Genomic DNA, 26,309 nt, shown 5'->3' on the forward strand with positions numbered 1-26,309 from the left:
TGGCGAAGGCGTCGTCGCGCGACTCCGTCGTGCGACGGAAGTCGTCTGCGTCGTTCGCGCTCATCAGTCGGCCACCTCCTCGACGCCGCCGGCGCCCCCGGTCGGCCCGTCGTCGAGGTACTCGCGCGCGTCGGCGACCTTGCCCTCGACGGCCGCGGCGGCGACCATCGCGGGGCTCATCAGGACGGTGCGGCCGTCCTTCGACCCCTGCCGCCCGATGAAGTTCCGGTTCGACGAGGAGGCGCACACCTCGTCGCCCTCCAGGGCGTCGTCGTTCATCGCCAGGCACATCGAACAGCCGGCGCGGCGCCACTGGAAGCCGGCCTCGATGAACGTCTGGTCGATGCCGCGCTCCTCGCACTGCTGGCGGACGGTCTCGGAGCCGGGGACGGCCAGCGCGCGGACGTCCTCGTCGACCGTGTTCCCCTCCAAGATCTTCGCCGCCTCCTCGAAGTCGGAGAGGCGGCCGTTGGTACAGGTGCCGAGGAACGCCACGTCGACATCGTAGCCGAGCATCGACTGGCCGGGCTCGATCTCCATGTGGTCGAGCGCCTGCGCCGCGGCCTCGCGGTCGGTCCGGGCCTCGAAGTCGTCCGGGTGCGGGACCGGCTCCGAGATCTCGATCACCTGTCCGGGGTTGATCCCCCAGGTGACGAGCGGGTCGAGCCCGTCGGCGTCGACGGTGACCGCGTCGTCGTACTCGGCGTCGTCGTCGGAGGCGATCGACTCCCAGTACGCCTTGCGCTCCTCGAACGCCTCGCCCTCGGGGACGTACTCGCGGCCCTTCAGGTACTCGTAGGTGGTCTCGTCCGGGTTGATGTAGCCGGCGCGGGCGCCGCCCTCGATGGACATGTTACACACCGCGAGCCGGCCCTCCATGTCGAGCGCCTCGATGGCGGGGCCGCCGTACTCGTACACGTGCCCGACGCCGCCGTCGACGCCGAGGTCCTGGATCACTTTCAGGATCACGTCCTTCGCGTAGACGCCCTCGCCGAGCTCGCCCTCGACGTCGACCCGGCGGACCTTCTGCTTGTCCGCGGCGATACAGCCGGTCGCGAGCACGTCGCGGATCTGGCTCGTCCCGATGCCGACGCCGATGGAGCCGAACGCGCCGTGGGTCGCGGTGTGGCTGTCGCCGCAGGCGACGGTCATCCCGGGCTGGGAGAGCCCGAGTTCCGGGGCGACGACGTGAGTGATCCCCTGCTTGCCGGACTCGAAGCCGAAGAACGTGATCCCGCTGTCGCTCACGTTGCGTTCGAGCGCGGAGAGCATCTCCTCGGCCTGGTCGTCGGCGAGGGGACGCTCGCGCTTGTCGGCCTCGGTGGGCGCGATGTGGTCCGTCGTCGCGAACGTCCGGTCGGGATACGCGACGTCGAGATCGCGCTCGCGCAGCATGCCGAACGCCTGCGGGCTCGTCACCTCGTGGACGAGGTGGAGCCCGATGAACAGCTGGTCCTGCCCGTTCGGGAGTTCGGTGACCTTGTGTCGGTCCCACACCTTGTCGTACAGCGTCCCCTCGCTCATCAGGCGGTCACCTCTGCCGACTCCTCCTCGTCCTCGTCGGCCGACTCCTCCCACGCGAACAGGCCGCGCAGCTCGTCGCCGACGGCCTCGATGTCGTGGTTCTTCTCCGCGGTCCGGAGCTGCGTGTAGGAGGGCCGTCCGGCCTGGTTCTCGGCGATCCACTCGCGGGCGAACTGCCCGTTCTGGACCTTCTCTAAGACCGCCTCCATGTTCTCGCGGGCGTGCTCGTCGACGACCACGTCGCCCTGCGTGAGCCCGCCGTACTCCGCCGTGTCGGAGACGGAGTCCCACATCTCGCCGAGCCCGCCCTCGTACATCAGGTCGACGATGAGCTTCAGCTCGTTGAGGCACTCGAAGTACGCCATCTCGGGGGAGTACCCCGCGTCGACGAGCGTCTCGTACCCCTGCTTGACGAGCGAGGTGACGCCGCCACAGAGGACGGCCTGCTCGCCGAACAGGTCGGTCTCGGTCTCCTCGCGGAACGTCGTCTCGACGACGCCGGCGCGCGTACAGCCGATGGCGGCCGCGTACGCGAGCCCCTCGTCGCGGGCGTCGCCGGTCGCGTCCTGATACACCGCGAGCAGGCCGGGCGTCCCCTGGTCGTTCTCGTAGTTCCGGCGCACGAGGTGGCCGGGCGACTTGGGCGCGACCATCGTCACGTCGACGTCCTCCGGCGGCTGGATCTGGTTGTAGTGGATGTTGAACCCGTGCGCGAACTGCAGCGTGTCGCCCGCGTCGAGGTTCGGTTCGATCGCGTTCTCGTACACGTCCGGCTGGACGGTGTCGGGGACGAGGACGCTCACCACGTCGGCCTCGGCGGCCGCGTCGGCGGGGGTCTCGACGCGGAGCCCGTCGCTCTCGGCGGCGGCCCGCGAGGAGCTGTCCTCCCGGAGGCCGACGATCACGTCGACCCCGCTGTCGGCGAGGTTCTGCGCGTGGGCGTGGCCCTGCGAGCCGTAGCCGAGGACGGCCACCGTCTTGTGCGCGATGGCCTCCTCGTCCGCGTCGTCGTCGTAGTATACTGTCGAGTCGAACGTCTGCGTGTCGTCTTCGGTCATGTGTATCGTGTTGTGTCCGCGTGGGTCCGCGTGTCAGTCGTCGTGCGTCGTCGGCTCGCCGGCCGTTCCGGGTTTCTCTCCTGGCGCCGTGGGGGTGTCGCCGCGCGCGAGGGCGGTCGGGCCCGTCCGCGCGATCTCGACGATGCCGAACCGGTCGAAGGCGCTTATCGCGCTGTCGACGCTCGCCTTGTCGCCGGTGAGCTCGACCGTGATCGTGTCCGGGCCGGCGTCGACCGTCCGGCCGTCGTACATCTCGGAGACGGCGTGGACCGCGGCGGGGTCGTCGGCCTCGACCTTCAGCAGGACGAGCTCCGAGGTGACCGCGTCGCCCGCGACCTCGCCGACCGAGATGACCGGCTTCAGCTTCGCCATCTGCTTTTCGATCTGGTCGATGCCGGGGTCCGTCTCCTCGACGACCATCGTGATCCGCGAGTGGCCGTCGACGGTCGTCGGCCCGACCGTCAGGCTCTCGATGTTGAACTGCCGGCGGGAGACGAGTCCGGAGACGCGCGCGAGCACGCCGGGCTCGTCCTCGACGAGCGCCGAGATGACCGCGCGCCGCGACTCGTGTTCGGCCTCGACGACCGGGTCGATCCGGATCCCCTCCAGGTTTCGGCGCCCCTCGGGGTGGTCGCGCTCGTCCGGCCCGGGCTGCTCGTCGGGGAGGGGCCGCGAGTCGGCCTCCGGCGCGCCGGCGGACGGGGAGTCGCCGCTCATAGCTGGTCCTCCGCGGCCGCGAACTTCCCGTTCGCGCCGCCGCTCGGCACCATCGGCAGGACGTTCTCCCCGGGGTCGACGTGGAAGTCGACCACGGCCGGCCCCTCGTAGTCGAGCGCTTCCTCGACCGCGGGCGCGACCTCGTCGTAGTCGTCGACGCGCAGCCCGAGGGCGCCGAACGCCTCCGCGAGCTTGTCGAACTCGGGCATCCACGTGTAGTCGGACGCCATGTGGCGCCCCTCGTAGAAGGCGTCCTGCCACTGCCGCACCATGCCGATGTACTCGTTGTTCAGCACGGCGATGGTGACGTCTAACTCCTCGCGGACCGCGACCGACAGCTCCTGCATCGTCATCAGGAAGGAGCCGTCGCCGTCGAAACACACCACGTCGCGGTCTTCCTCGCCCATCGTGTCGGCGGCGACGCGCGCGCCGACCGCGGCGGGCACGCCGTACCCCATCGTGCCGAGCCCGTGCGAGGAGACCCACGTGCGGGGCTCCGTGTACGTCCAGAACTGCGAGGCCCACATCTGGTGTTGCCCGACGCCGGTCGTCACGATGGTGTCGTCGTCGGTCGCCTCGTCGAACGCCTCGACGACGAACTGCGGCTTCAGCGGCTCGTCGTCCGGCGTCGCGTACGTGAGCGGGTACGTCTCCTTCCACTCCTCGCAGCGCTCGCGCCACGCGGCGGCGTCGGGCGCCTCGCGGACCGCCGCCGTCAGCTGGTCCAACACGCGCCCGGCGTCGCCGATCAGCGGGTAGTCGGCGTGGACGTTCTTGCTGATCTCCGCGGGGTCGATGTCGACGTGGATCACCTCGGCCTCGGGCGCGAACGTGTCGATGCCGCCCGTGAGGCGGTCGTCGAACCGCGTCCCGACCGCGATCAGGCAGTCGGTGTGGGTGATCGCGAGGTTCGCGTAGCCGGTGCCGTGCATCCCCGCCCACGAGAGCGAGAGGTCGTCGTCCTCGGGGAACGACCCGATCCCCGGCATCGTCGTGGTCACGGGGATCCCGTAGCTCCGGGCGAACGTCCGCGCCTCGTCGCTCGCGTCGGCCTTGATGACGCCGCCGCCGAACAGACAGAGGGGACGCTCGGCGGCCTCGATGGCGCGCGCGGCCGCCTCGACCGCGTCGGTGTCGGCGTTCGGGTCGGGGTCGGTCCCCGCGGGCGGCGTCGCCGGCCCGGGCGTCCGATCGGTCTCGTCCTGCGTCACGTCCTTCGGGAGGTCGACGAGGGTCGGCCCCGGGCGTCCGGCCCGCGACAGCTCGAACGCCTCGCCGACGGTGTCGCCGACGGTGTCGGCCCCTCCCGCGAAGTAGTTGTGCTTCGTGATGGGGCGGGTGACCCCGATCGTGTCCGTCTCCTGGAACGCGTCGTTCCCGACGAACTCCGTCGGGACCTGGCCGGTCAGCGCGACCATCGCGTCGGAGTCCATGTCGGCGTCGGCGATGCCCGTGACGAGGTTCGTCGCGCCCGGGCCGGACGTGGCCATACAGAGGCCCGGCTCGCCGGCGACGACGCCGTACGCGTCGGCGGCGTGGGCCGCGCCCTGCTCGTGGGCCATCGTCACGTGCCGGATCGACGAGTCGTACAGGGCGTCGTAGACGGGCATGATCGCGCCGCCCTGAACGCCGAAGGCGGTCTTCGCGCCCGCGGCCTCGAGGGCGGCGACGACCGACTCGGCGCCGGTCGAGACGGCGCCCGCGGCCGGTCCGTCGTCTGGGTCGGTCGGTTCCTCGGTCGCGCCGTCGTCCGACTCGTCGGCGTCGGATCGCGGCTGTGCTGCTGTGTCGCTCATTGTCGTGGTGGTGTGCGGTGTTGCATCTGGCGGGTTGTCGTGTCGGTCGCTGCGAACGCGGGGCGGCCGGGGGCGGCCTCGACCCGTCGAGCGCGGCACTCCGGGGTTCGGGAACGGTCCGGCCGCCGGCGTTCGGCGGTGCGTCGCGTCGGTGAGGAAGGGGTAGTGTAGGGGGTCAGACCCCTACGATGATCGGCGCGATGGCTCCCGGGACGCTCGCGCGCGCCGCGGCCGTGGAACGCCGTCGCATCTCGCCCGAGGCAACGCGGCCGGGGTATAAATTCCTGTCGGGGGACGCGGCGCCGGGCGGCGCGCGGCCCCTCGGTCGGGTGCTCCCGCGACCGTCCTCGCGGTCGCTCGGGGGGCGCTCCGGTCGGGGCGGGGTCCATCAGACCCGGACCTCCTCCTCGCGCGCGACGCCCGCCTCCTCGGCGAACCGCTCGACGTCGCCGGCGGTCACCTGCCGCTTGCCGGCGCCGTACTCCTTGACCCGCTTGGTTATCTTCCGGACCTCGCTGTCCGTCGGGTCGAAGCCGGCCTCCACCAAGTGCTTGCGCACGCTGTGCGTGCCGGTGTGTTTGCCCAGCACGAACTCGCGCTCCGCGCCCACCATCTCCGGGGTCATCACGCCGGTCTCGAACGTGTCGGCGTTCTCGATGACGCCCGCGGCGTGGATGCCGGACTCGTGGGCGAACGCGTTCCGCCCGGTGATCGGCTTGTTCGCCGGCACCGGGATGTCCGAGGCCTCCTCGACGATCCGGGCCAGCTTGGTGATCTGGGTCGTGTCGATGCCCGTGTCGACGCCGTACACCGACTCGACGGCCATGACGACTTCCTCGTAGGCGGCGTTGCCGGCGCGCTCGCCGATCCCGTTGACCGACACCTGCGCCTGCTCGGCGCCGTTCTCGAAGCCCGCCACGGCGTTCGCCGCCGCCATCCCGAAGTCGTCGTGGGTGTGGACGTCGACGCGGGCGTCGGTCGCCTCCACGACGGCCTTCACCGTCTCGCCGAAGCTGGTCGGCATCCCGACGCCGCAGGTGTCGGGGATGTTGATCCAGTCGGTGCCGGCGTCGGAGACGGCCTCGACGATGTCGATCAGGTACTCCGGGTCCGTCCGAGTGGCGTCCATCGGCGAGAACATACACTCGACGCCGGCGTCTTTCACCTGCTCGACGGCGTCGACCGCGCGCCCCTTCGCCTCCTCGCGGGTCGCGTGCATCGAGTCCTCCAGCTGGACGTCGCTGGTGGAGACGAACACGTGGACCATCTCGACGCCGGAGTCGAGCGCGGCGTCGATGTCGCCCTCGACGACCCGCGCCAGCCCGCAGACGGTGGTGTCCGTCGCGGCGGCGATGTCGCTGACGGCCTCGAACTCCGCGTCCGAGTTGACCGGGAACCCCGCCTCGATGACGTGGGTGTTCATGTCGTCCAGCGTCGCCGCTATGCGGCGTTTCTCGTCGTAGCTGAACGACGTCCGTGGTGACTGTTCTCCGTCTCGCAGGGTCGTGTCGAAGATCCGTACCGGACCTATGTCGACGTTAGAAGCTATCGTGCCCTGGAAGAACTCGATCCGCCGGGGTGTCCGACGAAGCCTCCGTGATGTCTGTCATCGACTCACGACAAGACGGTCGGGTACTTAACGGTTTGGACGATCGCAAAATCGGAGCGGACCGGCAGTTCGGCGCGCCGCGAGGGAAACCGAGAGAACCGCAGGACAGCGCCGGCATCATTACACCTTAAGGAGATTATACACACACCGGTGATCGGGGACGTATTCCGATCCGGAAGCCGATTAATAAGCCGGATCGACGTTCGTTTCTTTCGCTCCGCAACCGGCGCGCGGTGGGAACGCGCGTCGCGACACGCGGTGGCACGGGGCGACGGAAGGCGGCGGGCAGCGCGCGGCGCCGCGGATCGGCGTGCGGCGCCGCCGGTGCGCGTCAGGGATCGCTGCGGTGCGCCCTCACCGACCGAGCGCCGCCGTCACCCCGCGCCGGAGCGCGACCAAGTCGGCGTCCGCCCGGTCGCGGGGGCGGTCGATGTCCACGTCGACGACCGACTCGACCGTGCCGGGCTGGCCGCCGAGGACGGCGACGCGGTCCGCGAGGTAGACGGCCTCCTCGACGTCGTGGGTGACGAGGACGACGGTCGTTCCCCGCTCCGCCCACACGTCGAGCAGGTGGTCCTGCTGGTCGGCCTTCGTCAGGCGGTCGAGCGCGGAGAAGGGCTCGTCGAGCAGCAGCACGGACGGGTCGTAGGCGAGGCCGCGCGCGAGCGCGACGCGCTGGGCCATGCCGCCGGAGAGTTCGCCCGGGCGGCTCTCGGCGAACCCGTCGAGCCCGACCGTCTCGATCAGGTCGTCGACGCGCTCGCGGGCCGCCTCGGTATCCGGGTTCACGTCCGCCGGGAGCCCGACCGCGACGTTCTCGCGCACGTCCGCCCAGTCGAGCAGCCGCGGCTCCTGAAACACCATGCCGACCGCGTCGCTGCCGCCGTCGCGCACGTCCGTCCCGTCGACCGTGACGCGCCCGCCGAACTCGGCTTCGAGCCCCGAGAGCACGCGGAGCAGCGTCGACTTGCCGCAGCCCGACGGGCCGACGACGGCGACGAACTCGCCGCCCGCGACCGCGAGGTCGACGCCGTCGAGCGCGACGGTGTCGTCGTACCGCACCCGGAGGCCGTCGACCGCGAGGACGGGGTCCGCGTCCGGGGGCGCGGCGTCGGCGGTCGGCGGCGCGAGGTCGGCGTCAGCGTCCGACGACACGGTCTCTCACCCCCTTCACCGCGAGGTCCGAGCAGTTGCCGAGGAACGCGAAGAGCAGGATCGACCCGACGATGATGTCGGGCCGCGCGAGGGTCCGCCCGTCGCTCAGCAGGAACCCGATCCCCTGGCTCGCCGCGATCAGCTCCGCGGCGACCACGAACATCCACGCCAGCCCGACGCCGCCGCGGACCCCGACGAGCAGGTCCGGGAGCGCGGCCGGGAACACGACCCGCCGCAGCGACTCGACGCGGCCGAGGTCGTACACCTCGGCGACTTCCAGCAGCTCCTCGTCGACCGCGGCGATACCGGTCGAGAGGTTGAGGTACACCGGGAAGAACGCGCCGACGGCGATGAGCAGCACCTTCGCGGTCTCTCCGATGCCGAACCAGAGGAGGAACAGCGGCACCCACGCCAGCGACGGGATGTTCTTGAGGCTCTGTAAGAGCGGGTCGAGGAGGTCGCTCGCGGTCCGCGAGAGCCCGGTCGCGGTTCCGAACAGAATTCCGACGGCGATTCCGAGGCCGGCGCCGAGAACGACGCGCTGAACCGTGATCGCGACGTGGCCCCACAGCTCGCCGGAGGCGGCCATCCCCCGGAGCGTCTCCGCCACCCGCAGCGGCGCCGGCAGCTGGTGGGCCGCGAAGACCCCGGTCGCGACCGCGACGTGCCAGCCGACGACCAGCGCGGCGGGGACGAGCAGGCCGAGCAGCGGCCGAAGCCGGCTCGCGGCGGAGAGCGGGACCGGCCTGAGACCGCGCGACTCGGCGCTCCGGGCCGACCCGTCGCCGTCCGACCCGCGGCGGGCCTCGGACTCGTGAGGGGTGTCCGCGGCCATCTCAGGCGACCTCGGTCGCGAACTCGGAGTCGATCAGCTCGTCGACGGCCCCGGCCGGGTCGGCGTCGTCGGTCACGAGCCCCTCGCGTTCGAGGACCGGCGAGAGGTCAGAGAGCAGTTCGCGGTGCGGTTCGCCCGGGATCGGCTCGGAGAGGTCGGTCCGCCGAGTGAACACGCGCTCCGCGACCGGCGCGGACATCTCGGAGGCGTCCGCGAGGATCCCCGCGGTCGCCTCGGGGTTCTCGACCGCCCACTGGCGGCCGCGCTCGTAGGCTTCCAGGACGCGGCGCGCCTGCTCCGTGCGGTCCGCGAGGAACCCGTCGAGGAAGTTCAGGAAGCCGTAGGTGTTGTACCGCGGCTCGCGGAAGAACAGCTCGGCCCCCTCGTGTTCGAGCTCGAGCTCGGCCATGTGCGGGTCGAGCCCGGCCCACGCGTCCACGTCGCCCCGGACCAGCGCGGACTGCCCCTCCGGGTGCTGGAGGTTGACGACCTCGACGTCGTCCTCGCTCAGCCCGGCGTCACCGAGCGCCTGGAGCAGGAAGAAGTACGGGTCCGTCCCGCGGGTCGCGGCGACCCGCTTCCCCTCCAGGTCTGCGACCGACTCGATACCGGTCTCCTCGAAGGTGACGAGCGCCGTCCACTCGGGCTCCGAGTAGACGTACGGCGTCGTGATCGGCACGCCGTTCGTGCGCGCCATCAGCGCCGCGATGCCGGCGGTCGAGGAGACGTCGGCCTCGCCGCTCTGCGCGTACTCGTTCGCCTGGTTGCTGCCGAGGCTCAACACCCACTCGACGTCGGTGCCGGAGTCCGCGAACGTCGCCTCGAGCCAGCCCTTCTCGCGCAACACGAGGCTGACCGGGTTGTAGTACGCGTAGTCGACCGTCACCGTACCCGAGCCGCTCCCGCCCCCGACACAGCCCGCGGCGAGCGAGCCGCCGATCGCTGCGCCGGTACCGCGCAAGAACTGTCTTCGCTCCATCGTGACTCCTCGTACCGGTGCCGCTCATAAACCGATATGGCTATTGAGAATATTCAGCCACGTCTATGATGCTCTATGGTTATTTATTTTCATCAGTGGCGACGGTTCACACGCGAACAGACCGCGGCGTCGCTCGCGCTGTCGCCCGGACGCGCGGTTCGTTCGCGGTCGCTCGAACGCTCGAAGGCGTTCGGCTCGCGTTCCGGGTACCGGATCATGTTGCGGAGTCCTCGCGGCGTCCGGTCTCGGCCGCGAAGAGCATCCACTGAGGAAACGAGTTCCTCCGCGATTACATCCCCATGTCGGCGGCGGCGTCCGGCACCGGGAGGTCGGGGACGGCGACGCCGAGGAGTTCGGCGGCGTGGTCGAGCGCCATGTCGAACCCGTAGTACCGCTCCAACTCGTCGCCGTCGGGGCCGGGCCGGACCTTCAGCATGGCGTACCCCTCGACGTTCTGCGCGACGGTCGCCTCGCGGCCGTCCCGCGAGAAGGTGAGCCGTCGTTCGCCGTCCGTCTCCTCGTACCGCGCCTCGATCCCGTTCGCCGACGCGGCCTCCGTGTCGGTCATACCCGCGATACGGGCCGGACCCTGTCGAACCTGTCGGTCGTTACCGGGGGTCCCACCCGTGGAACTCGGTTCCGGGCTCCAGTTCGAGGTCGAACGCGTCGATCATGCCGCCGAGCGCGTCGTACCCCCGCGCGGTCGCGGCGATACCGACGATCGCCTCGTCGTCGTACAGCGCCGCGACCTCGTCGTGCGCCACCGCGTCGACCTCGCCGCGGACGACCGCGAGGGCGTACTCGACCAGGGTCGTCTCGCCGTCGCCGAAGGGACCGGTGTCACCGCGCCCGAGCGCTGCGATCGCGTCGTCGTCGACCCCAGCCCCACGGGCGATGTTGACGTGTTGGTGCCACTCGTAGCGGTTGCCGACCTCGCTCGCGACCGCCAGGATGACGAGCTCGCGCTCCCGCTCCGTGAGGCCGCTGTCGGTCCACAGCGACCCGAGGAACGACCGCAGCCCCGCCAACACCTCGGAGTTGTTGCCGACCGACTGGTACACGCGGAGCGGTTTTCCCTGAAGCGACGACTCCAGGAGGTCCTCGTGCTCGTCCGGCACGTCCGACGCCTCGGCGTAGGGAACGCGGGCCATGGCGCCTGGTCGCGCTCGGGGAGCATAGGTGTGTGCCACTCGGTATCGCTCGCCGCGAGCGGCCGCGGGGGCGCGGCGGCGATCCGCGATGGCAAGCTTAAGGGACGCCACGCACCAACCGAGGGTAATGAGCACCGAGGTCACCCGCCGGCGGGCGTGGCTGATCGCCGCCCGGCCGCAGACGCTCCCGGCCGCGGCCGCGCCGGTGATCGTCGGCGTCGGCTTGGCGCTCGCGGACGGGGTGTTCGCCCCGCTGCCCGCGCTGGCGGCGCTCGTCGGCGCGGCGCTGATCCAGGTCGGGACGAACTTCGCGAACGACTACTACGACGCGATCCAGGGCGCCGACACCGACGACCGCGAGGGGTTCACCCGCGTCGTCGCCAGCGGCCTCATCGAACCGGCCGAGGTGAAGCGGGCGATGTGGCTCACCTTCGCGGCCGCCATCGGCGTCGGCACCTACCTCGTCGCCGTCGGCGGCGTCCCGATCCTCGTGATCGGACTCGCCTCCGTCGCGGCCGGGATCGCGTACACCGGCGGCCCGTACCCGCTCGGCTACCACGGGCTCGGCGACCTCTTCGTGTTCGTCTTCTTCGGCGTGATCGCCGTGACGGGGACGTACTACGTCCAGGCCGCGGCGCTCCTCGCCGGGTGGTTCCCGGTCGGGGTGCCCGGTGAGGCCGTCACCGTCGGGGCCGCGGTCGCGAGCCTCCCGATCGCCGCGCTGTCGACGAACATCCTCGTCGTCAACAACCTCCGCGACCGCGAGGAGGACGCCTCGACCGGCAAGCGCACGCTCGCCGTCCGCTTCGGCTACCGGTTCGCCCGCGGCGAGTACCTCGCGATGCTCGCCCTCGCGTACCTCGCCCCGCTGTGGTTCGTCGCGCGCGGGGACGGCCTCGCGACGCTGCTCCCGCTCGTCACGCTCCCGCTGGCGGCGACCGTCGCGCGGACCGTGTTGACCGAGACCTCCGGCGAGGCCCTCAACCCCGCGCTCGAATCGACCGGCAAACTGCTCGCCGCGTACGCCGTCGCGTTCGCGGTCGGACTGGCGGTGTGACCGACGACGACCCGCGCGGCGGGGGGCCGGCCCGGACCGTTCGACACCGGCCGTTCGCGCTCGACCTGACCGGACCGCTCGGCACCGCCCGCGGGGAGATCGGCCGCCGGGAGGGGTTCGTGGTCACCGTTGAACGAGAGACGGCAGAGGACGGCGCAGCCGGCCTCGGCGAGGCGACGCCGCTCCCGGGCTGGACGGAGTCGCGGGAGGCCTGCGAGGCCGCGCTCGACGACCTCGGCGACCGGAGCGAAGTCGACTCGCCCGCGGAGGCGCTGGACGCGGCGTCGACGCCGGCCGCGCGCCACGGCGTCTCCCTCGCGGTCGCCGACGCCGCGGCCCGCGAGCGCGGACGGCGCCTCGCCGCTCACCTCGCGGACACGGCCGGCGCCGGGGTCGCCCCCGCGGACGCGGTCCCGGTCAACGCGACCGTCGGAGACGGCTCTCCGGTGGAGACCGCCGCCGACGCGAGGCGCGCGGTCGAGGCGGGGTTCGACTGCCTGAAGGTGAAGGTCGGCGCCCGCGGCGTCGGCGCCGACATCGAGCGCGTCCGCGCCGTCCGAGAGGCCGTCGGCGACGCGGTCGCGCTCCGCGCCGACGCGAACGGCGCGTGGGACCGCGAGACGGCGTCCCGCGCGCTGGACGCGCTGGCCGCCTTCGACCTCGCGTACGTCGAACAGCCGCTCCCGGCGGACGACCTCGACGGCCTGGCGGCGCTTCGCCGGGGCGACCCGGCCGACGGCGACGGGAGCGACGGCGGAGGCGAGGGCGACGACGGGAGAGACGACGGCGGCGGCGTCCCGATCGCCGCCGACGAGTCGGTCGCGGCCCGCGGGATCGGCGCGGTGCTCGACGCGGGCGCGGCCGACGCGGTCGTGCTCAAGCCGATGGCGCTCGGCGGGCCGGACCGCGCGCTCGCGGCCGCGCTGCGGGCGCGAGAGTCCGGCGTCGACCCGGTCGTCACCACCACGATCGACGCGGTGGTCGCCCGGACGGCCGCCGTCCACGTCGCGGCCGCGGTCCCAGACGTGTCGCCCTGCGGCCTCGCGACCGCGTCGCTGCTCGACGGTGACCTGGCGCCGGACCCCTGCCCGGTCGAGGGCGGCCGGATCGCGGTCCCGACGGGTCCCGGTCTCGCCGGGGGCGCGTTCGACGACCTGCGGCGGTAGCGGGACGGGGGCGGACCCGGCGCTCGCCGCGGGGGGACGGACTTTTCACCGCGACCGGCGAACGGAGGGGTATGAGCGAGTGGACCGACGCCATCGTCGGCGAGCGGATGACCGTCGACAACCAGTTCAACGAGCGCGTCGCGGCGTCGCGCTTCTCCAGCCAGGAGTGGGGACTGATCATGACGGCCACGGAGTTCGAGATCGAGAACGCCGACGACCCGGAGGCCGCCCGCGTCGTCGCGGACACGTCGAGCCTGCCCGCGATCATGCCCGAACTGGAGAACCTCCGGTCGCAGATGGCGGGGATGGGCGGCGCCCCCGGGGGCGACTCGGGCGGCTCCGGCGGCGGCGGCGTCGTCGACTCGATCAAGGGCGCGCTCGGGCTCGGCGGTGGCGGCGGCGGGCCGTCCGACGAGGAACTGGAGGCCGCCGAGCGGCTCGTCCAGGAGTACGCCGACGAGCTACAGGCGCACTTGGAGGAAGTCGGGAAGTGGGAACAGGTCCGCGTCGCGTATCAGGAGTAGCGGGGCGGCCCGGGACGCGGGGCCGACGCCGGACTTACTTCAGGTCGCTGCCGCGGAACAGCGTCAGCTCCTCCGCCTCGTAGATGTTGATCAGTTCGCTCACGATCTCGTCGTACTCCTCGTCGTCGACCCGGAGCGCGTCGAGCCGCTCGACCGTCTCCTCGTCGAGGTGGATCTGGGGCATATGCGAGGGTTGGTCGGCGGGGGAATAAAAAATGTCGCCGGGCGTGATCCGCGACGGCGTCGCCGAGGCGGACTCGGTTCGCGGCGCTCGGCGCAGCGTCAGTCGCGTCACTCGGACTCGCTGCGGAGTTCGGTCGGGTCGCCGGCGCCGGACTCGTCGGTCGCGAGCGCCTTCCGAGCCGATGCTTCGACGTCCTCGACGGTGAGATCGACGGTCGGAGGCACGAACTGACCGTTGAGGAACAGCGTGGTGTCGGGCTCGGTCGACCAGTCTGCCACCACTTCCGAGGAGAGAATCGGCTGCTCCGTCGGGTCGCGTCCCACGAGCCGGGTCTTCTCGTCGAAACAGTCGTAGACGATCTGATACTCCGCCCCGAGCCACGAAGCCGGGGAAAGCACCGTTCGCCAGGTGACTCGGTGTTGCGACTCCGAGACCGACTCGACGGAGATGAACCTCGGCGTCGGAGGGTTCGGAGGCATCACGTTGGTCGAGCAGTTGCCCGCGAAGCGGACCGGAGGGTGACTGGGAAGCCGTAGCGTCGCGAGGGCCGTGTCGAGCGGGAGGCCTTCCGCGGCGAGCAGTTCGATCGCGGTTCGAATCTGGTCCGCCGGGATGTGACCGTCGATCACCGCGGCCCCGGTGCCGCCGCGGCGGACCGTGTCGACGGCGACGGCGGGACGTGAGCTTCCCTCGAAGACGCTGACGGCCGGAGCCGATCGGTCGTCGGCCGCCGGGTAACGAGGGAGGTCGTCCGCGACCGGCAGGCCTTCGCGAACGGGGAGATCGGAGTACAACAGGTCGATCGACGGGTCCGACAGCGCGTCCGCGACTGAGTCCGTCGTCGGCGTTTCGAGAATCGAGAGCGACCCGACGCCGGCCGGCGTCGACGGGCTCGTGAGCGCCTCGCGCAGTCGCCGCGCTCGCTCTTCGGACCGAACGAGGAGGGTGACGTTCGCGCCTCCGGCGTCCGGGGGCGTCCGCCGAAGCTCGTGTTCGTACGCCGCCGGGAGCGCCGCGGCGGTCCACTCCGGTATCGAGTCCGGGACGGGAACCGAGTCGCCCTCGCGGGAGGAGAGCGATCGGCTGCCGGTCGGCCGGTCCGCCGCCGTGACTCCGACCGGATCCCCCGAGCGAACCCCCTCGGCGGAGCCACGGACTCGAATCGGCGCGAGAATGTTGGCCAGGTGCGGCAGGAGCTCGGCCCCTTCGGGGCCGGGACGAAGCACCGCTTCCGCCGCCCACTCGGGAGCGTACGGCTCAACGGTTTCCGCGTCGACCTCGAGGAACTCTATCAGCCGTTCGCTCAGCGGGAGATCGGCTAGGTTCGGCGGGTAAAACGGCAGTTGCGGGCCGACCAGGTCGTACTCCGCCCTGTCGGAGATCGTGTAGCCGTCGGTCCGCACGAGCGTGTCGAGGAAGAACCACGTGCGAAGCAGGTCCGCTGCCCGCTCTTCGAGCCGGTGGCCGTCGGTGGGAAGCCGCTCGGTGTACCCGTTGTCGAGCCGGACGGCCGGCGCCTCGCCGATCGTCATCCGGGCCCCGAGGTAGTAGGCGAGCGTCGAGAGGCGGTACACGTCGGCGTACGTCGGTCGGACGACCACCTCGACGCCGGTGTCGGGGACGGTCAGCGGGCTCGGGATTTCGAGCGACTCCCCTCGCCGGATGCGGGGCGGGTACCCGCGAAGCGTCGGCCAGGACCGCTCCGCCGAAAACTCCCTGATGGACGATCCCAGCACCGACACCGCCTCCGCGAGGGCTTCCGGGTCGTCCGGGACGGTGATCGTCGCCTCCGGCCGGGTATGGAGCGAGCGGACGCCGAGGGAGACGGTCGCCGGACGGTCCAGCGATATCTCGACCGATTCCGGTCCCTCGACGCCGCTGACCGACACCTCCGCGTCTTCGACCCTGAGGGTCGACTTCACTGCGCCCGTGGTCTCGACACAGTACGATCCCCGCGGGAATTCCGTTGGATCGTTCGGGCGCTCGACGAACTCGCCCTCGGCGTCGCGAACGACGATCGACGTGTACGCCGGGACGGCGAGCGACGTCGCCTCGAAGCTGACGGCGTTGTCGACCGGGGAGGGGAACAGGGCCGGAAGCGCCGGCGAGAGCTCCGGCTCGCGGTCGGCGCGGAACTCCATCTCTTCGCCCTCGATCACGTCGCGGACCGTGAGCGTCGTCCCGTCGACCTCGAACCCGATGCGCTCGCCCGAAACCCCGTCTTTCACGAGCTTATTCTGGTTTGCCAACACGTATGAGCGTGTCGATAATCACGCGGTAACAGGATTCTGAAACGTATTCCGAGCGCTCACGCACCACGGCAAATGCCGTCCTGACAAAAATATTAACACGCCCCCGCACGGAAAAAGGGTATGAACGGTGCCGGGTCAGAGCCGATCGAACGGGCACTCGCGGCGGCGTTTCCGGACCGGGCCGTGGACCGATTGACGGGCGTCGGCCCCTCGTGGAACGGCGCCAACGAGACGGTTGGCGTCGTCTTCGCCGACGGCGGCCGGGCGTTCCTCAAGATCGCGCTGGCCGACGAGAGCCGCCGACTCGCCCGCGAGCGCGCCGTGCTCCGCTACGTCGCCGAACACGGGCCACTCGCGGTTCCCGAGGTGCTGGCGGCCGAGCCCGACGGCGACCCGGCGTACCTCGCGACGGCGCCGGCGCCCGGTCGCGGGCTGTTGGACGCCTACGAGGCGGCGAGCGACGACGAGCGCGAGCGACTGCTCCGCCGCGTCGGGGCCGCGCTCGCCGCGCTCCACGCCGACCGGTTCCCGGACCACGGGGAGATCGTCGGCGCGGGGACGGAGCGCGGGAGCGCGGCGGAGCGCGCGGCGACCGCGGAGAAAGAAACGTCCGCGGGACCCGACGGGCCGACCGGGCTCTCGATAGCGTTCGCGCCGTGGTCCGACGTGCTGCTCGCGACGGTCGAGCGGACACGCGAGATCGGCACCAGCGAGCGGCTCGCGAGCCACTACGACGCGGTGATCGACTGCGTCCGCGCGAACCGGGAGACGCTCGACGAGGCGCCGGCCGCGCTGCTCCACGGCGACGTCACGAAGCCGAACCTCTTCGTCGACGCCGACGCGGTGGCGGCGATCGACTGGGAGCTGTCTCACGTGGGCGACCCGGCGCGGGACCTCGTCCGCGCCGAGGACCAACTGCTCAACGGCTTCGACTCGACCGGCCCGGAGCGGTTCGCCGCCGCCCTCCGCGAGGGGTATCGCGAGCGGGCCGGGGGGCTCCCGGCGGGGTTCGAGCGGCGCCGCCCCGTCTACGAGGTCGTCAGGATGCTCGGGCGGTCGGGGTTCGTCGACCAGTGGGCGACGTACCTCGACGAGCCGGTCGACGCCCTGATCGAGCGCGCGGACGCCGAGTTACGGGCGCGGCTCGACGCCGTCTGACCGCGGCGGGGGTTCGGCCGCCCGCCTCAGCGGTTCCACGCCGCGTCGTCCGGGTCGATCCGTCGATCGCCCGGGTCAAGCGCGTCGATGGCGTCGAGGTCGGCGTCGGGCAGGTCGACGTCGAGCGCGCGCAGGTTCTCGCGCACGTGGTCGCCGCGCGCCTTCGGGATCGGGGCGACGCCGCGGTCGAGCGCCCACGCGAGCGCGACGACCGCGGGCGAGCAGTCGTTCCGCTCCGCGATCGCGGCGACCTCCGGGTCGTCGAGGATCTCGCCCCGACCGAGCGGGGAGTAGCCGACGAGGCGGTGGTCGAACTCGGCAGCGAGCCCGCGCAGCTCCGGCTGGCGGAACCGCGGGTGGCACTCAACTTGGTGGGCCGCGATCGGCGCGTCGAGGATCTCGCGCGCCTCGCGCAGCAGGTCGGGGGTGAAGTTCGAGACGCCGACGTGGTCGGTCACGCCGGCGTCGCGGAGGTCGTCGAACGCCGGCAGCGTCGCCTCGGCGTCGTACGCGCGGATCGGCCAGTGGACGTACAGGAGGTCGACGCGGTCGAGTCCGAGGCGGTCGAGGCTCTCGCGCGCCGTCTCCCGCACGTCGTCGGGGGCGAGGTTCTCGGGGTGGACCTTCGTGGCGACGACCACGTCGTCGCGGTCGACGTCGCTCGCGGCGATCCCCGCGCCGACCGCGGCCTCGTTGTCGTACATCTGCGCGGTGTCGACGTGGCGGTAGCCGGCGTCCAGCGCCGCGGCGACGGTGTCGGTACAGGTCTCGGGGTCGTCGAGCCCGGACGTTCCGAGCCCGATCGACAGGTCGAGCGGTGGCACGCGAGACGGTTCCGGGCGCGGAGTGAAAAAGGCGCCCGAGCCGGCACGCGGCGATCCGACGCCCCCGCCGGTGCCGCCGCGTCCAGCGTTCCGTCCCGCACGCTTAATCCGTCGCGGCCGTAGGGTGGCCTGATGCCGACCAACCCGGCGCTCCCCTCGACCCCCGAGCCGCTCCGGCTCGGCGCGTTCGCCGACCCGGTCCTCGTCGACCCGGGACCGCGGCTGCTCCGCGCCGTCGTCGCGGGGTACCGCGAGGCCGCGCCGGCGCTCGTCGAGCCGAGCGTCGCGGACCTGTCGGGCGGCGCGGGCGACACGGGCGCGGACGACCCCGACCCGTCGGAGATCCCGACGCTGAAGGTGCTCGCGGGCGAGAGCGCGGTCGACGACGCGACGGCGGGGTTCCGGTCGGCGAGCCGGCTCGCGGCGCTCGTCGACGCCGACGCCGTCGAGCTCCGCGTCCTCGACGCGCCGCAGCCCAACCCGGTGCTGGCGGGCGAGGAGACCGGATTCGCCCTGATCGGCAGCGAGCGCGCCGGGGCGGCCGCGGAACCGGGTGGGTGGTACCCGGTCGGCGACGACGCCTCGCTCCGCGAGCGGTACGGGTCGCGGTTCGCCGAGGCGGAGCCGTACGGGCTCCGGACGCCCAGTCGGCGGCGGGTGTACGAGGGGATCGCCGCGCGGTGCGACGAGTCGGTCGCGGCGGCGGTCCTCGGCGCGCTCGACGTGACGGACGGCGCGGGCGACACGGGGGACGACGCCGGCGACACGGGGGACGACGCCGGCGATACGGTAGACAGCGCGGGCGACACGCCGGGGGGTTCGGGCGACGCGAGCGCGGACGGTCCCGACCCGGAAGCGGCCCGCGTCCGCGCCTACGCGGTCGGCGCGCGAGAGGGCGTCCTCGACCGCACCCTCCGGCGGGCCTGCGAGGACGCGGGGCTCGGGAGCCCCTCGACGTTCACGCGGATAAAGCGGCTCCTGCGGGCGGCCGACCTGATCGAGACGGTCGCCGAGCCGCAGCCGGTCGGGCGACCGCGGGAGCGGCTGGCGCCCCGCGGCGCGCTCGCCGCGGCCGAGACCCCCGAAGAGACGGTCGCGGCGGTCCGCGACGTGACGGAATGAGAACGGTGCGAGCGACGAGGCCGCGGAACCGATCGCGGCTCGTCAGTCGTCGGTCGTCTTGATGTCCGCGGAGAGCCCCTGCGCCATCTCGATCTCCTTCGAGTTGTTCAGGGTCCACGCGGTGCGGTCGGTGACGGCCTCGATGGCCTCGCGGGCGGAGGGGTAGCCGTTACCGGACTTCTTCACGCCGCCGAAGGGGAGCTGGACCTCGGCGCCGATACACGGGAGGTTCCCGTACGCCAGCCCCAGCTCGGCCCGGTCGCGGTAGTAGTTGATCTGTCGGTAGTCTTCGGAGATGATCGCGCCGGCCAGCCCGTAGTCCACGTCGTTCTGGATCTCCACGGCGCGCTCGACGCCGCCCTCGTACTCCAGCAGGGCGACGTGGGGCCCGAACACCTCCTCGTGAGTACACCGCAGGTCGGCGTCGGGGTCCGCCTCGTAGACGAACGGGCCGATCCAGTTGCCGTCCGCGTGGCCGTCGGGGACCTCGTCGGCGTCGAGTTCCGTCCGGTCGACGAGGACGTTCACGTCCTCCTCGCGGGCGAGCTCGTTGTACTCGGTGACCTTCTCCAAGTGCTCCGGCTCGATCAGCGGGCCCATGAACGTGTCCTCGTCGAGCGGGTCGCCGACCGCGACCGACTCCGCGACCTCGACGAACCGCTCTTTGAACTCGTCGTACACGTCGGTGTGGACGATCAGGCGCTCGGAGGAGACGCAGCGCTGGCCCGTCGTCTTGAACGAGGACATCACCGCGGAGTGGACCGCGACGTCGAGGTCCGCCTCCTCGGTGACCACGACGGCGTTCTTGCCGCCCATCTCGCAGGCCGCGCGCTTGCCGGCGACGCCGCCGAGCTTCTCTTGGATGTGGTGGCCGACCTCCGCGGAGCCGGTGAAGAGCACCGTGGAGACGTCCTCGTGTTCGACGATCGCGTTACCGGCGTCGCCGAACCCCTGGACCATGTTGAACACGCCGTCCGGGATCCCGGCGTCGTCGAACATCTCCGCGATGATCTGCGCGCACCACGGGGTCTGTTCGGCGGGCTTGAACACGACGGTGTTCCCCTCGACCAGCGCGATGGCCATGTGCCAGTACGGGATCGCGACCGGGAAGTTCCACGGCGTGATACAGCCGGTGACGCCGCGCGGCTTCCGGCGCATGTACGCGTCCTTCGAGGGGATCTCCGAGGGGACGATGTCGCCCTTCGGGTGGCGGGCGTCGCCCGCGGCCCACTCGACCATGTGCGCGGCCTCGACCACGTCGGCTTTCCCCTCGCTGATCTCCTTGCCGCACTCCTTCGAGACGATCGCGCCGAGCTCGTCCGTCCGGTCGCGGAGCTCGTGGTAGACGTCCCACAGGTACTCCGCGCGCTGGATCCGCGAGAGCTCCCGCCACTCCTCGAACGCCGCGTCCGCGGCGTCGACCGCGCGCTCGACGTCCTCGGGAGTCCCGCGTCGGAACTCGCCTAAGGACTCGTCCGTCGCGGGGTTCGCGCTCTCGAAGGTCTCGGACCCGTCGCCGTCGACCCACTCGCCGTCGATGTAGTGCTGGTAGGGCTGCGCCATGTGTGGCGGTTACCGTCGGCACGTCCAAATAACCCACCCTACCATGGGCGGCCGGGTCTTTGTGGTGCGCTACCAACTGTGTCGGATAATGGCGACGACCGACGCGGAGGGGCGGGAGGACTGGGGCGGGACCAGGCTGACGCTCGACCTGTGGCATCCGAACTGCTGGGCCATCGAGGCGACGGGCAGGACGGACGGCGGGGTGCTCGCGCACGCCATCTACAACTCGCCGCGGACCGACGCCGACGCGCCCGACTCGGTGAACGGGCTGTTCACCGCCTTCGCGGAGACCACGGACGAAGTCGAGGCGCTCCTCGACGCGATCCGCGACTCCGACCGCGCCGGCAACCTCCTGGAGCTACAGGAGCGGTCCGGTCGCGCGGCTCCGGGTCACGTCGTCCGCTTTTCGAGTTCGCCGGTCAGCTCCGCGGCGTCGAAGTCGTGGTCCGGCCGGATCGCGACGAAGTCGAGGAACCGCCGCGCCGCGAGGAGCTCGTCCGTCGAGTAGCTCGTCAGCGCGGCCGAGACCGTCTCGGCGGCGCCGACCAGCGGCTCCAGCGCCGCCAGCGCGCTCGCGAGGTCGTAGGCGCGCGCCGCCTCGCGGCCGTCCTCGCTCACGCGGGTCGCGTCGATGACGTGGAGCTCGCCGTCGGCGACGAGGACGTTCTCGGCGCGGAGGTCGCCGTGCGCGAGGCCGGCGTCGTGGATGGTCCGGAGCGTCTCGAACAGCTCGGGGGCGAGCTCGGCGACGGCCGCCGCGTCGAGTTCGCCTAAGGTGCGGAACTCGGGCAGGTACTCCAACACGAGCACGCCGAGGTCGCCGACCTCGAACGCCTCGACCGGCTCGGGCGCGTTGACGCCGAGCTCGCGGACGCGCCGGGTCGCCTCCAGCTCGTGGCGCGCCATCTCGTAGGGCGTCTCGTGGCGCTCGAAGAACCCCTCGGTGCCGGCCGAGAACGCGCCGAGATTCCGCCCGGTGGTGAACAGCGCGTGGACGAGCGTGTTCTGTCGCGTGATCACCTTCACGAAGAGGTCCTCGTCGACGACCATCGGCGTCGACAGCCAGTTGTCGGCGTCGAGGAAGCGCACCCGCATCTCGTCGCGGTCGTACCGGGCCGCCAGCTCGCGCGCGACCCGCTCGATGTCGGGCCAGTCGACGCGACCGCGGACGAGCTGCCGAAACTCCATACCGTCGGAACGCGGCGACGCGTCATAAGTCGTCGGCTCGCGGACCGTCCGGCGCCGCGGTTTATCACGGTCGTTCGCATCGTTTATGCCCGCGGGTCGCAATCCTTGCCCATGGACTTCGAGGTACCCGGCGAGCACCGGATGATACGCGACACCGTCCGGGAGTTCTGCGAGGAGGAGATCGCGCCCATCGCACAGGAGATCGAGGCCGAACACCGCTTCCCCGAGGAGGTGTTCGAGTCGCTCGCGGACCTGGACATGATGGGCGTCCCGGTCTCGGAGGAGTACGGCGGTCTCGGCGGGGATCAGCTGATGTACGCGCTGGTCACGGAGGAGCTCGGCCGCGTCTCCGGCGGGATCGGGCTCTCGTACGCGGCCCACACCTCGCTGGGCGCGAAGCCGATCGACCTGTTCGGGACCGACGAACAGAAGGAGCGGTGGCTCCGCCCGCTCGCGGAGGGGGAGGGGCTCGGCGCGTGGGCGCTCACCGAGCCCGGCAGCGGCTCGGACGCCTCCGACATGGACACGACCGCCGAGTACGACGCCGACGCGGACGAGTACGTGCTGAACGGTACCAAGCAGTTCATCACGAACGCGAACGTCGCCGACTCGATCCTCGTGAAGGCGGTGACGGACCCCGAGGCCGGGTACGACGGCATCTCGACGTTCATCGTCGACCCCGACGCCGACGACGGGTTCGAGGTGACGACCGTCTGGGACAAGATGGGCCTGAACAGCTCGCCGACCTGCGAGATAGCCTTCGACGACGTACGGATCCCGGCGGACCGGCTGCTCGGCGAGGAGGGCGACGGCTGGACGCAGACGATGAAGACGCTCGACGGCGGGCGGATCTCCATCGCCGCGCTCTCGGTCGGGCTCGCGCAGGGCGCCTACGAGGCCGCGAAGGGGTACGCGGGCGAGCGCGAGCAGTTCGGCAAGCCGATATCGAAGTTCGACGCCGTCCGCGACAAGGTGGTCCACATGCACCGGCAGATCGAGCGCGCCCGCCTGCTGACCCACCGCGCCGCGTCGAAGTACGACGCCGGCGAGTCGGTCACGCGCGAGTCGGCGCTCGCCAAGCTCGACGCCAGCGAGGCCGCCCGCGAGGTGGCCGAGGAGGCGGTCCAGACGCTCGGCGGCTACGGCTACACCACCGACTTCGCGCCGCAGCGCTTCTACCGCGACGCGAAGCTGATGGAGATCGGCGAGGGGACGAGCGAGATCCAACACGTCGTCATCGGGCGCGAACTCGGCCTCTGAAGGGACCGTCTCCCGCCCTCAGCCGCCCGCCGGCCGTCTCAGGGGAACTCGATCAGGTCGTCGTCGACGCCGCGTAAGCTCTCGGCGAGCCGCGACCCGTCCGGCACCGCTCGCACGAACGGCGCCGACCCGAACGCCGCGTCGCCATTGACCGACACGAGGCCGAGGTCGGCCGGGTCGCCCTCCAGCCCCGTCAGGAACGCGACGGTGCGGACCGCCGGCACGTCGCCGGCGTACGCGTCCCGGTCGACGGAGCCGTACAGCGTGCGGTTCGTCGCGACGTGATGGACGCAGGTGGGCGTCGGCGCGAAGCAGAGCAGGTAGCGGGCGCCCGGCTCGGTCCGCCCGAGCTTGGGACGCAGCGCGTGGCGCTCGTCGGCGTGGAAGTACCGCTCCATCCGCCGGTACTGTCGGAGGACCTCGTTCGCGCCGGTGGCGCGGCGGACCGCGGCGTCCGCCTTGAGCTCGATCACGCGGTCGACCGGCTCCGGCGTCCGCGTCCGGACGAACAGGTCGACGACGCCCTCGCGCCCGTCGGCGTCGTACGGCTCTTCGAGGCGGATCGCCGGGTCGTCGCCCGTCGCCTCGTAGTGTTCGACGAGCCGCGTCGCCAGCGCGTCTTCGCGCATGTCTCTCGGGAAGCGTCGGAGCGCGATAAAGCCGGGCTTCGTGACCCGATTCGGCGGGGGAATACGTGAGCCTCACACCGTCGTGCGTTCCCGAAAATCGAAACGTATCGCGGGGTTTGTATGGCTCGAAACCCTACGTTAGGTGATGTCTGATAACTTGTCCAGACGGCGGTATCTCGCCGGAACCGGCGCAGCGCTGACAATCGGAACGCTCGCCGGCTGTTCCGGCGGCGGTGACGGCGGCGACGGCGGCGACGGCGGGAACGTCATCGAAGACGTCCCGAGCGAGATCGACGACTACCTGTCGGAGGCCCGCATGTACGACGGGACCATGGCGGATCTCACGGGCCAAGACGAGATTACCATCGAGGTCGGCGCCGGCGACGTGGGGTTCGCCTTCGCGCCCGCCGCGGTCCGGATCGACTCGAGCACGACCGTCGTCTGGGAGTGGACCGGCGTCGGTGGGGGACACAACGTGGCCTCGGTCGAGGGGTCCGAGTCTGACTTCGACAACGGGGAGACCATCGCCGAGGAGGGATACACGTTCGAGCAGTCGTTCGACAACACGGGTATCCAGCTGTACCAGTGTACGCCCCACAAAGCGAACGGGATGCTCGGCGCGATCGAAGTCGTCGAGGCCTAAGCGGGCCCGGTAGGCGGTCCGAAGAGACGCGGTTTTTCTGCGGGGTGCGGAACTCAAGAGAGGAACGACCACCGGACGTCGACGATCCGGTCGTGCTCGCTGGTGACCGTCGGCCGCGCGAGGTGGTCGTTGGCGTTGGCGCCGACCTCGGCGAGCCGCGACAGCGCCTCTTCGAGCGTGCGGTCCGAGCGCCGCACGGCGGCGTCGCGCTCGTAGGGGGCGTCGATCGGGTTCGCCCGGGAGTTCGAGACCGCGATCGCGTCGGTGAGGTCGCCGCCGATCGCGTGCGGCGGCTGGTGGAAGTGCCAGTCGCCGACCGTGAGGAACAGCCACACGTCGCCGTTGATGGCGTGGTACTCGCCGGTGACCCCGTCGGCGTCGTACGCGACCACACGGGAGAGCACGGCGGTCTTGAGCCGGTAGAGGGCGTCCTTGCGGGCCGAGCGGACGTTGCTCTCGGTGACGTCGCCGCGCTCGTAGGCCGCGGTGGCCTCGTCGGCGAACTGCTTTGCGACCTTGTTGACGACGTACAGCGATTCGAGCAGGTCGTCCGTCGGTTCCAGCGGAGTCACGGGAGCACCGGTCGTATGCTGCGACCGACCGCAGGTCCGGTCGTCGCGCGGATAGGCGTTTCGGGATCCGGGACCCCCGGATGGTTAATTCTTTAAGCGCAGGGACGAAGTGAGACGTAAGATGGCGCACGACTCCGTGAAACTGTATTCGGCGATATACGTCGCCCTCCTCGTCGCGGCGACGCTGAATTTCGCGCTCTTCGAGACGTCGTTCATCGAGTTCTCGTACACGACGGCGATCGCCGGGACGCTGGTGATCGCGACGGTCAAGACGCTGCTCATCGTCGCGTACTTCCAGCACCTCCGGTGGGAGAACCGCTCGCTGACCTACCTGATGGGCCTCGCGCTCGCGCTCACCATGCTGCTGATGGCGGCCGCGACGTACTCCATCTCGTAACGTCCCCGCGACGGCCGCGGACTCTCCTTCCCGAACCTCCTCTCGACACCTCTCGCTTTCCGCGGAGCGATGCCGCCGTTCTCGTTGCCGCCGCACGATATTACTTGCTAATATTAGTTAGTTATAACACAGTCCGAAACGGACCCTCGGACGAGATGGCGTTCAGCGATCGACTCCTTGAGGCCGGATCGGACATCTGGGACGCACAGAAGGAGCACCCGTTCGTCGTCGAACTGGCGGACGGGGAACTGGACGAGGCGGCGTTCAGACACTGGGTGAGACAGGACTACCGGTACCTGCTCGACTACGCGCGCGTCTTCGCGATCGCGGGGACGAAGGCGGACGACGAGGAGACGACCCGGCGGCTGACGGCGGCCGCGCACGCCACGCTCGACGACGAGATGGACCTCCACCGCTCGTTCGCCGCAGACTACGGCCTCTCGGCCGCGGATCTGGAGGCGGTCGAGAAGGCGCCGACCTGCGCGGCCTACACCGACTTCCTCGTCCGGACGGCCCACGAGGGGTCGATCGCGGAGACCGTCGCCGCCGTCTACCCGTGCGGGCAGGGCTACCTCGACGTCGCCGACCACATGGCCGACCGCGCGACCGAGGAGCACCGCTACACCCCGTTCATCGAGAAGTACACGAGCGACGCCTTCCGCGAGACGGTCGCCTGGATGCGCGACCTCGTGGACCGGCACGCCGAGGCGTACCCCGGCGAGCGCGACGCGATGCGGGCGGCGTTCCTGCGGAGCGCCCGGCTCGAACACGTCTTCTGGGAGATGTGTTACACCGAAGAGGAGTGGCGCGTCTGACGCGGCGTGTCGACGGAGCGCGCCGGTCAGCGGCCGCGCCGACGGCGCGGTCGGCGCAGAACGGGTACTCGCGCGGCTCGCGCCGGATAGAGGGACCCGTTGCGTGCGACGGAAATCCCGACCGAGTTTTT

The 26,309-nt window shown here is 71.2% G+C and carries 26 protein-coding genes and 1 pseudogene; 10 read left to right on the plus strand and 17 right to left on the minus strand.

From position 1 onward, the window contains the following. Positions 1–63: 63 nt before the first annotated feature. The 10 genes from leuC to DVK06_RS00975 all read right to left on the minus strand — a co-directional run bounded on the left by leuC (position 64) and on the right by DVK06_RS00975 (position 10,824). The gene (gene leuC, locus DVK06_RS00930) at positions 64–1,524 is read right to left on the minus strand and encodes a 3-isopropylmalate dehydratase large subunit (protein WP_121598978.1); all 1,461 of its coding nucleotides are present in this window, start codon (positions 1,522–1,524) and stop codon (positions 64–66) included. After that, positions 1,524–2,582 carry a ketol-acid reductoisomerase gene (gene ilvC / locus DVK06_RS00935; RefSeq protein WP_121598979.1) on the minus strand — a complete coding sequence of 353 codons (1,059 nt, stop codon included), beginning with the start codon at positions 2,580–2,582 and terminating at the stop codon, positions 1,524–1,526. Before ilvC ends, leuC begins: the two co-directional genes overlap by 1 nt. A 33-nt stretch (positions 2,583–2,615) precedes the next feature. Beyond that, positions 2,616–3,299: an acetolactate synthase small subunit gene (gene ilvN, locus DVK06_RS00940; RefSeq protein ID WP_053772166.1), complete on the minus strand. Its 684-nt coding sequence runs from the start codon at positions 3,297–3,299 to the stop codon at positions 2,616–2,618. After that, entirely contained in the window at positions 3,296–5,095 is a 1,800-nt protein-coding gene (gene ilvB, locus DVK06_RS00945; protein ID WP_121598980.1) for a biosynthetic-type acetolactate synthase large subunit, read from the minus strand. The genes ilvN and ilvB overlap by 4 nt, the downstream gene beginning before the upstream one ends. 388 nt (positions 5,096–5,483) lie before the next feature. Continuing rightward, positions 5,484–6,644 carry a LeuA family protein gene (locus tag DVK06_RS00950; protein ID WP_199241413.1) on the minus strand — a complete coding sequence of 387 codons (1,161 nt, stop codon included), beginning with the start codon at positions 6,642–6,644 and terminating at the stop codon, positions 5,484–5,486. Positions 6,645–7,058: 414 nt separating this feature from the next. Further along, positions 7,059–7,859 (minus strand): ABC transporter ATP-binding protein, encoded by an 801-nt coding sequence (locus DVK06_RS00955; RefSeq protein ID WP_121598981.1) that lies wholly within the window; start codon positions 7,857–7,859, stop codon positions 7,059–7,061. Beyond that, positions 7,843–8,694, minus strand: a complete 852-nt coding sequence (locus tag DVK06_RS00960) for an ABC transporter permease (protein ID WP_121598982.1) — start codon at positions 8,692–8,694, stop codon at positions 7,843–7,845. The genes DVK06_RS00955 and DVK06_RS00960 overlap by 17 nt, the downstream gene beginning before the upstream one ends. A 1-nt stretch (position 8,695) precedes the next feature. Beyond that, positions 8,696–9,673 (minus strand): aliphatic sulfonate ABC transporter substrate-binding protein, encoded by a 978-nt coding sequence (locus tag DVK06_RS00965; RefSeq protein WP_121598983.1) that lies wholly within the window; start codon positions 9,671–9,673, stop codon positions 8,696–8,698. Positions 9,674–9,962: 289 nt separating this feature from the next. After that, positions 9,963–10,241 (minus strand): hypothetical protein, encoded by a 279-nt coding sequence (locus tag DVK06_RS00970; RefSeq protein WP_121562113.1) that lies wholly within the window; start codon positions 10,239–10,241, stop codon positions 9,963–9,965. A 40-nt stretch (positions 10,242–10,281) separates the two neighbouring features. Further along, positions 10,282–10,824, minus strand: coding sequence for a carboxymuconolactone decarboxylase family protein (locus DVK06_RS00975; RefSeq protein WP_121598984.1), 543 nt, complete (start codon positions 10,822–10,824; stop codon positions 10,282–10,284). 127 nt (positions 10,825–10,951) lie between these two features. On the opposite strand from DVK06_RS00975, the gene DVK06_RS00980 reads away from it, so the two are divergent. The 3 genes from DVK06_RS00980 to DVK06_RS00990 all read left to right on the plus strand — a co-directional run bounded on the left by DVK06_RS00980 (position 10,952) and on the right by DVK06_RS00990 (position 13,571). Further along, positions 10,952–11,881, plus strand: a complete 930-nt coding sequence (locus DVK06_RS00980) for a 1,4-dihydroxy-2-naphthoate polyprenyltransferase (protein ID WP_053772174.1) — start codon at positions 10,952–10,954, stop codon at positions 11,879–11,881. Further along, on the plus strand, positions 11,878–13,047 hold the full coding sequence (locus tag DVK06_RS00985) for a mandelate racemase/muconate lactonizing enzyme family protein (protein WP_121598985.1): 1,170 nt from the start codon (positions 11,878–11,880) through the stop codon (positions 13,045–13,047). Before DVK06_RS00980 ends, DVK06_RS00985 begins: the two co-directional genes overlap by 4 nt. A gap of 71 nt (positions 13,048–13,118) precedes the next feature. After that, on the plus strand, positions 13,119–13,571 hold the full coding sequence (locus tag DVK06_RS00990; protein ID WP_121598986.1) for a DUF5799 family protein: 453 nt from the start codon (positions 13,119–13,121) through the stop codon (positions 13,569–13,571). Between the two features lie 34 nt (positions 13,572–13,605). Here the strand turns inward: DVK06_RS00990 and DVK06_RS18845 are convergent, their stop codons facing one another. Both DVK06_RS18845 and DVK06_RS00995 read right to left on the minus strand, forming a co-directional pair. Beyond that, positions 13,606–13,755, minus strand: a complete 150-nt coding sequence (locus tag DVK06_RS18845; RefSeq protein ID WP_167551910.1) for a hypothetical protein — start codon at positions 13,753–13,755, stop codon at positions 13,606–13,608. Positions 13,756–13,862: 107 nt separating this feature from the next. Then, positions 13,863–15,983, minus strand: a complete 2,121-nt coding sequence (locus DVK06_RS00995; RefSeq protein ID WP_121598987.1) for a hypothetical protein — start codon at positions 15,981–15,983, stop codon at positions 13,863–13,865. 144 nt (positions 15,984–16,127) lie between these two features. Between DVK06_RS00995 and DVK06_RS01000 the strand changes: the two genes are divergently transcribed. Beyond that, entirely contained in the window at positions 16,128–17,165 is a 1,038-nt protein-coding gene (locus tag DVK06_RS01000) for a phosphotransferase family protein (RefSeq protein ID WP_121598988.1), read from the plus strand. 26 nt (positions 17,166–17,191) lie between these two features. Here the strand turns inward: DVK06_RS01000 and DVK06_RS01005 are convergent, their stop codons facing one another. Next, positions 17,192–17,989 carry an aldo/keto reductase gene (locus DVK06_RS01005; protein ID WP_121598989.1) on the minus strand — a complete coding sequence of 266 codons (798 nt, stop codon included), beginning with the start codon at positions 17,987–17,989 and terminating at the stop codon, positions 17,192–17,194. Between the two features lie 132 nt (positions 17,990–18,121). Here DVK06_RS01005 and DVK06_RS01010 point away from each other — a divergent pair, with 132 nt between their 5' ends. Then, entirely contained in the window at positions 18,122–19,111 is a 990-nt protein-coding gene (locus DVK06_RS01010; protein WP_121598990.1) for a DUF5821 family protein, read from the plus strand. A gap of 42 nt (positions 19,112–19,153) precedes the next feature. Here DVK06_RS01010 and DVK06_RS01015 read toward each other — a convergent pair whose 3' ends face one another. Beyond that, a complete protein-coding gene (locus tag DVK06_RS01015) occupies positions 19,154–20,674 on the minus strand; it encodes an aldehyde dehydrogenase family protein (protein WP_121598991.1) in 1,521 nt (506 codons plus the stop codon). Positions 20,675–20,762: 88 nt separating this feature from the next. Here DVK06_RS01015 and DVK06_RS01020 point away from each other — a divergent pair. Further along, a pseudogene (locus DVK06_RS01020) lies at positions 20,763–21,077 on the plus strand (transcriptional regulator); the annotation flags it as partial. Here DVK06_RS01020 and DVK06_RS01025 read toward each other — a convergent pair. Next, positions 21,065–21,862, minus strand: coding sequence for an RIO1 family regulatory kinase/ATPase (locus DVK06_RS01025; protein ID WP_121598992.1), 798 nt, complete (start codon positions 21,860–21,862; stop codon positions 21,065–21,067). The pseudogene DVK06_RS01020 and the gene DVK06_RS01025 sit on opposite strands and share 13 nt — an antisense overlap. 111 nt (positions 21,863–21,973) lie before the next feature. Between DVK06_RS01025 and DVK06_RS01030 the strand changes: the two genes are divergently transcribed. Continuing rightward, positions 21,974–23,122, plus strand: a complete 1,149-nt coding sequence (locus DVK06_RS01030) for an acyl-CoA dehydrogenase family protein (protein ID WP_121598993.1) — start codon at positions 21,974–21,976, stop codon at positions 23,120–23,122. Between the two features lie 38 nt (positions 23,123–23,160). Here the strand turns inward: DVK06_RS01030 and DVK06_RS01035 are convergent, their stop codons facing one another. Next, on the minus strand, positions 23,161–23,751 hold the full coding sequence (locus DVK06_RS01035; RefSeq protein ID WP_053772183.1) for a hypothetical protein: 591 nt from the start codon (positions 23,749–23,751) through the stop codon (positions 23,161–23,163). A 145-nt stretch (positions 23,752–23,896) separates the two neighbouring features. On the opposite strand from DVK06_RS01035, the gene DVK06_RS01040 reads away from it, so the two are divergent. Further along, positions 23,897–24,394 carry a halocyanin domain-containing protein gene (locus DVK06_RS01040; RefSeq protein ID WP_121598994.1) on the plus strand — a complete coding sequence of 166 codons (498 nt, stop codon included), beginning with the start codon at positions 23,897–23,899 and terminating at the stop codon, positions 24,392–24,394. A gap of 53 nt (positions 24,395–24,447) precedes the next feature. Here DVK06_RS01040 and DVK06_RS01045 read toward each other — a convergent pair whose 3' ends face one another. Continuing rightward, positions 24,448–24,966, minus strand: coding sequence for a hypothetical protein (locus DVK06_RS01045; RefSeq protein ID WP_121598995.1), 519 nt, complete (start codon positions 24,964–24,966; stop codon positions 24,448–24,450). Between the two features lie 121 nt (positions 24,967–25,087). Here DVK06_RS01045 and DVK06_RS01050 point away from each other — a divergent pair, with 121 nt between their 5' ends. Together DVK06_RS01050 and tenA are read left to right on the plus strand one after the other, a co-directional pair. Then, positions 25,088–25,363 (plus strand): cytochrome C oxidase subunit IV family protein, encoded by a 276-nt coding sequence (locus tag DVK06_RS01050; protein ID WP_053772186.1) that lies wholly within the window; start codon positions 25,088–25,090, stop codon positions 25,361–25,363. A gap of 155 nt (positions 25,364–25,518) precedes the next feature. Beyond that, positions 25,519–26,178, plus strand: a complete 660-nt coding sequence (tenA, locus tag DVK06_RS01055; RefSeq protein WP_121598996.1) for a thiaminase II — start codon at positions 25,519–25,521, stop codon at positions 26,176–26,178. Positions 26,179–26,309 lie beyond the last annotated feature (131 nt).

This window comes from Halorubrum sp. Atlit-28R (assembly GCF_003665955.1).
In the GTDB taxonomy this organism is placed as follows: domain Archaea; phylum Halobacteriota; class Halobacteria; order Halobacteriales; family Haloferacaceae; genus Halorubrum; species Halorubrum tropicale.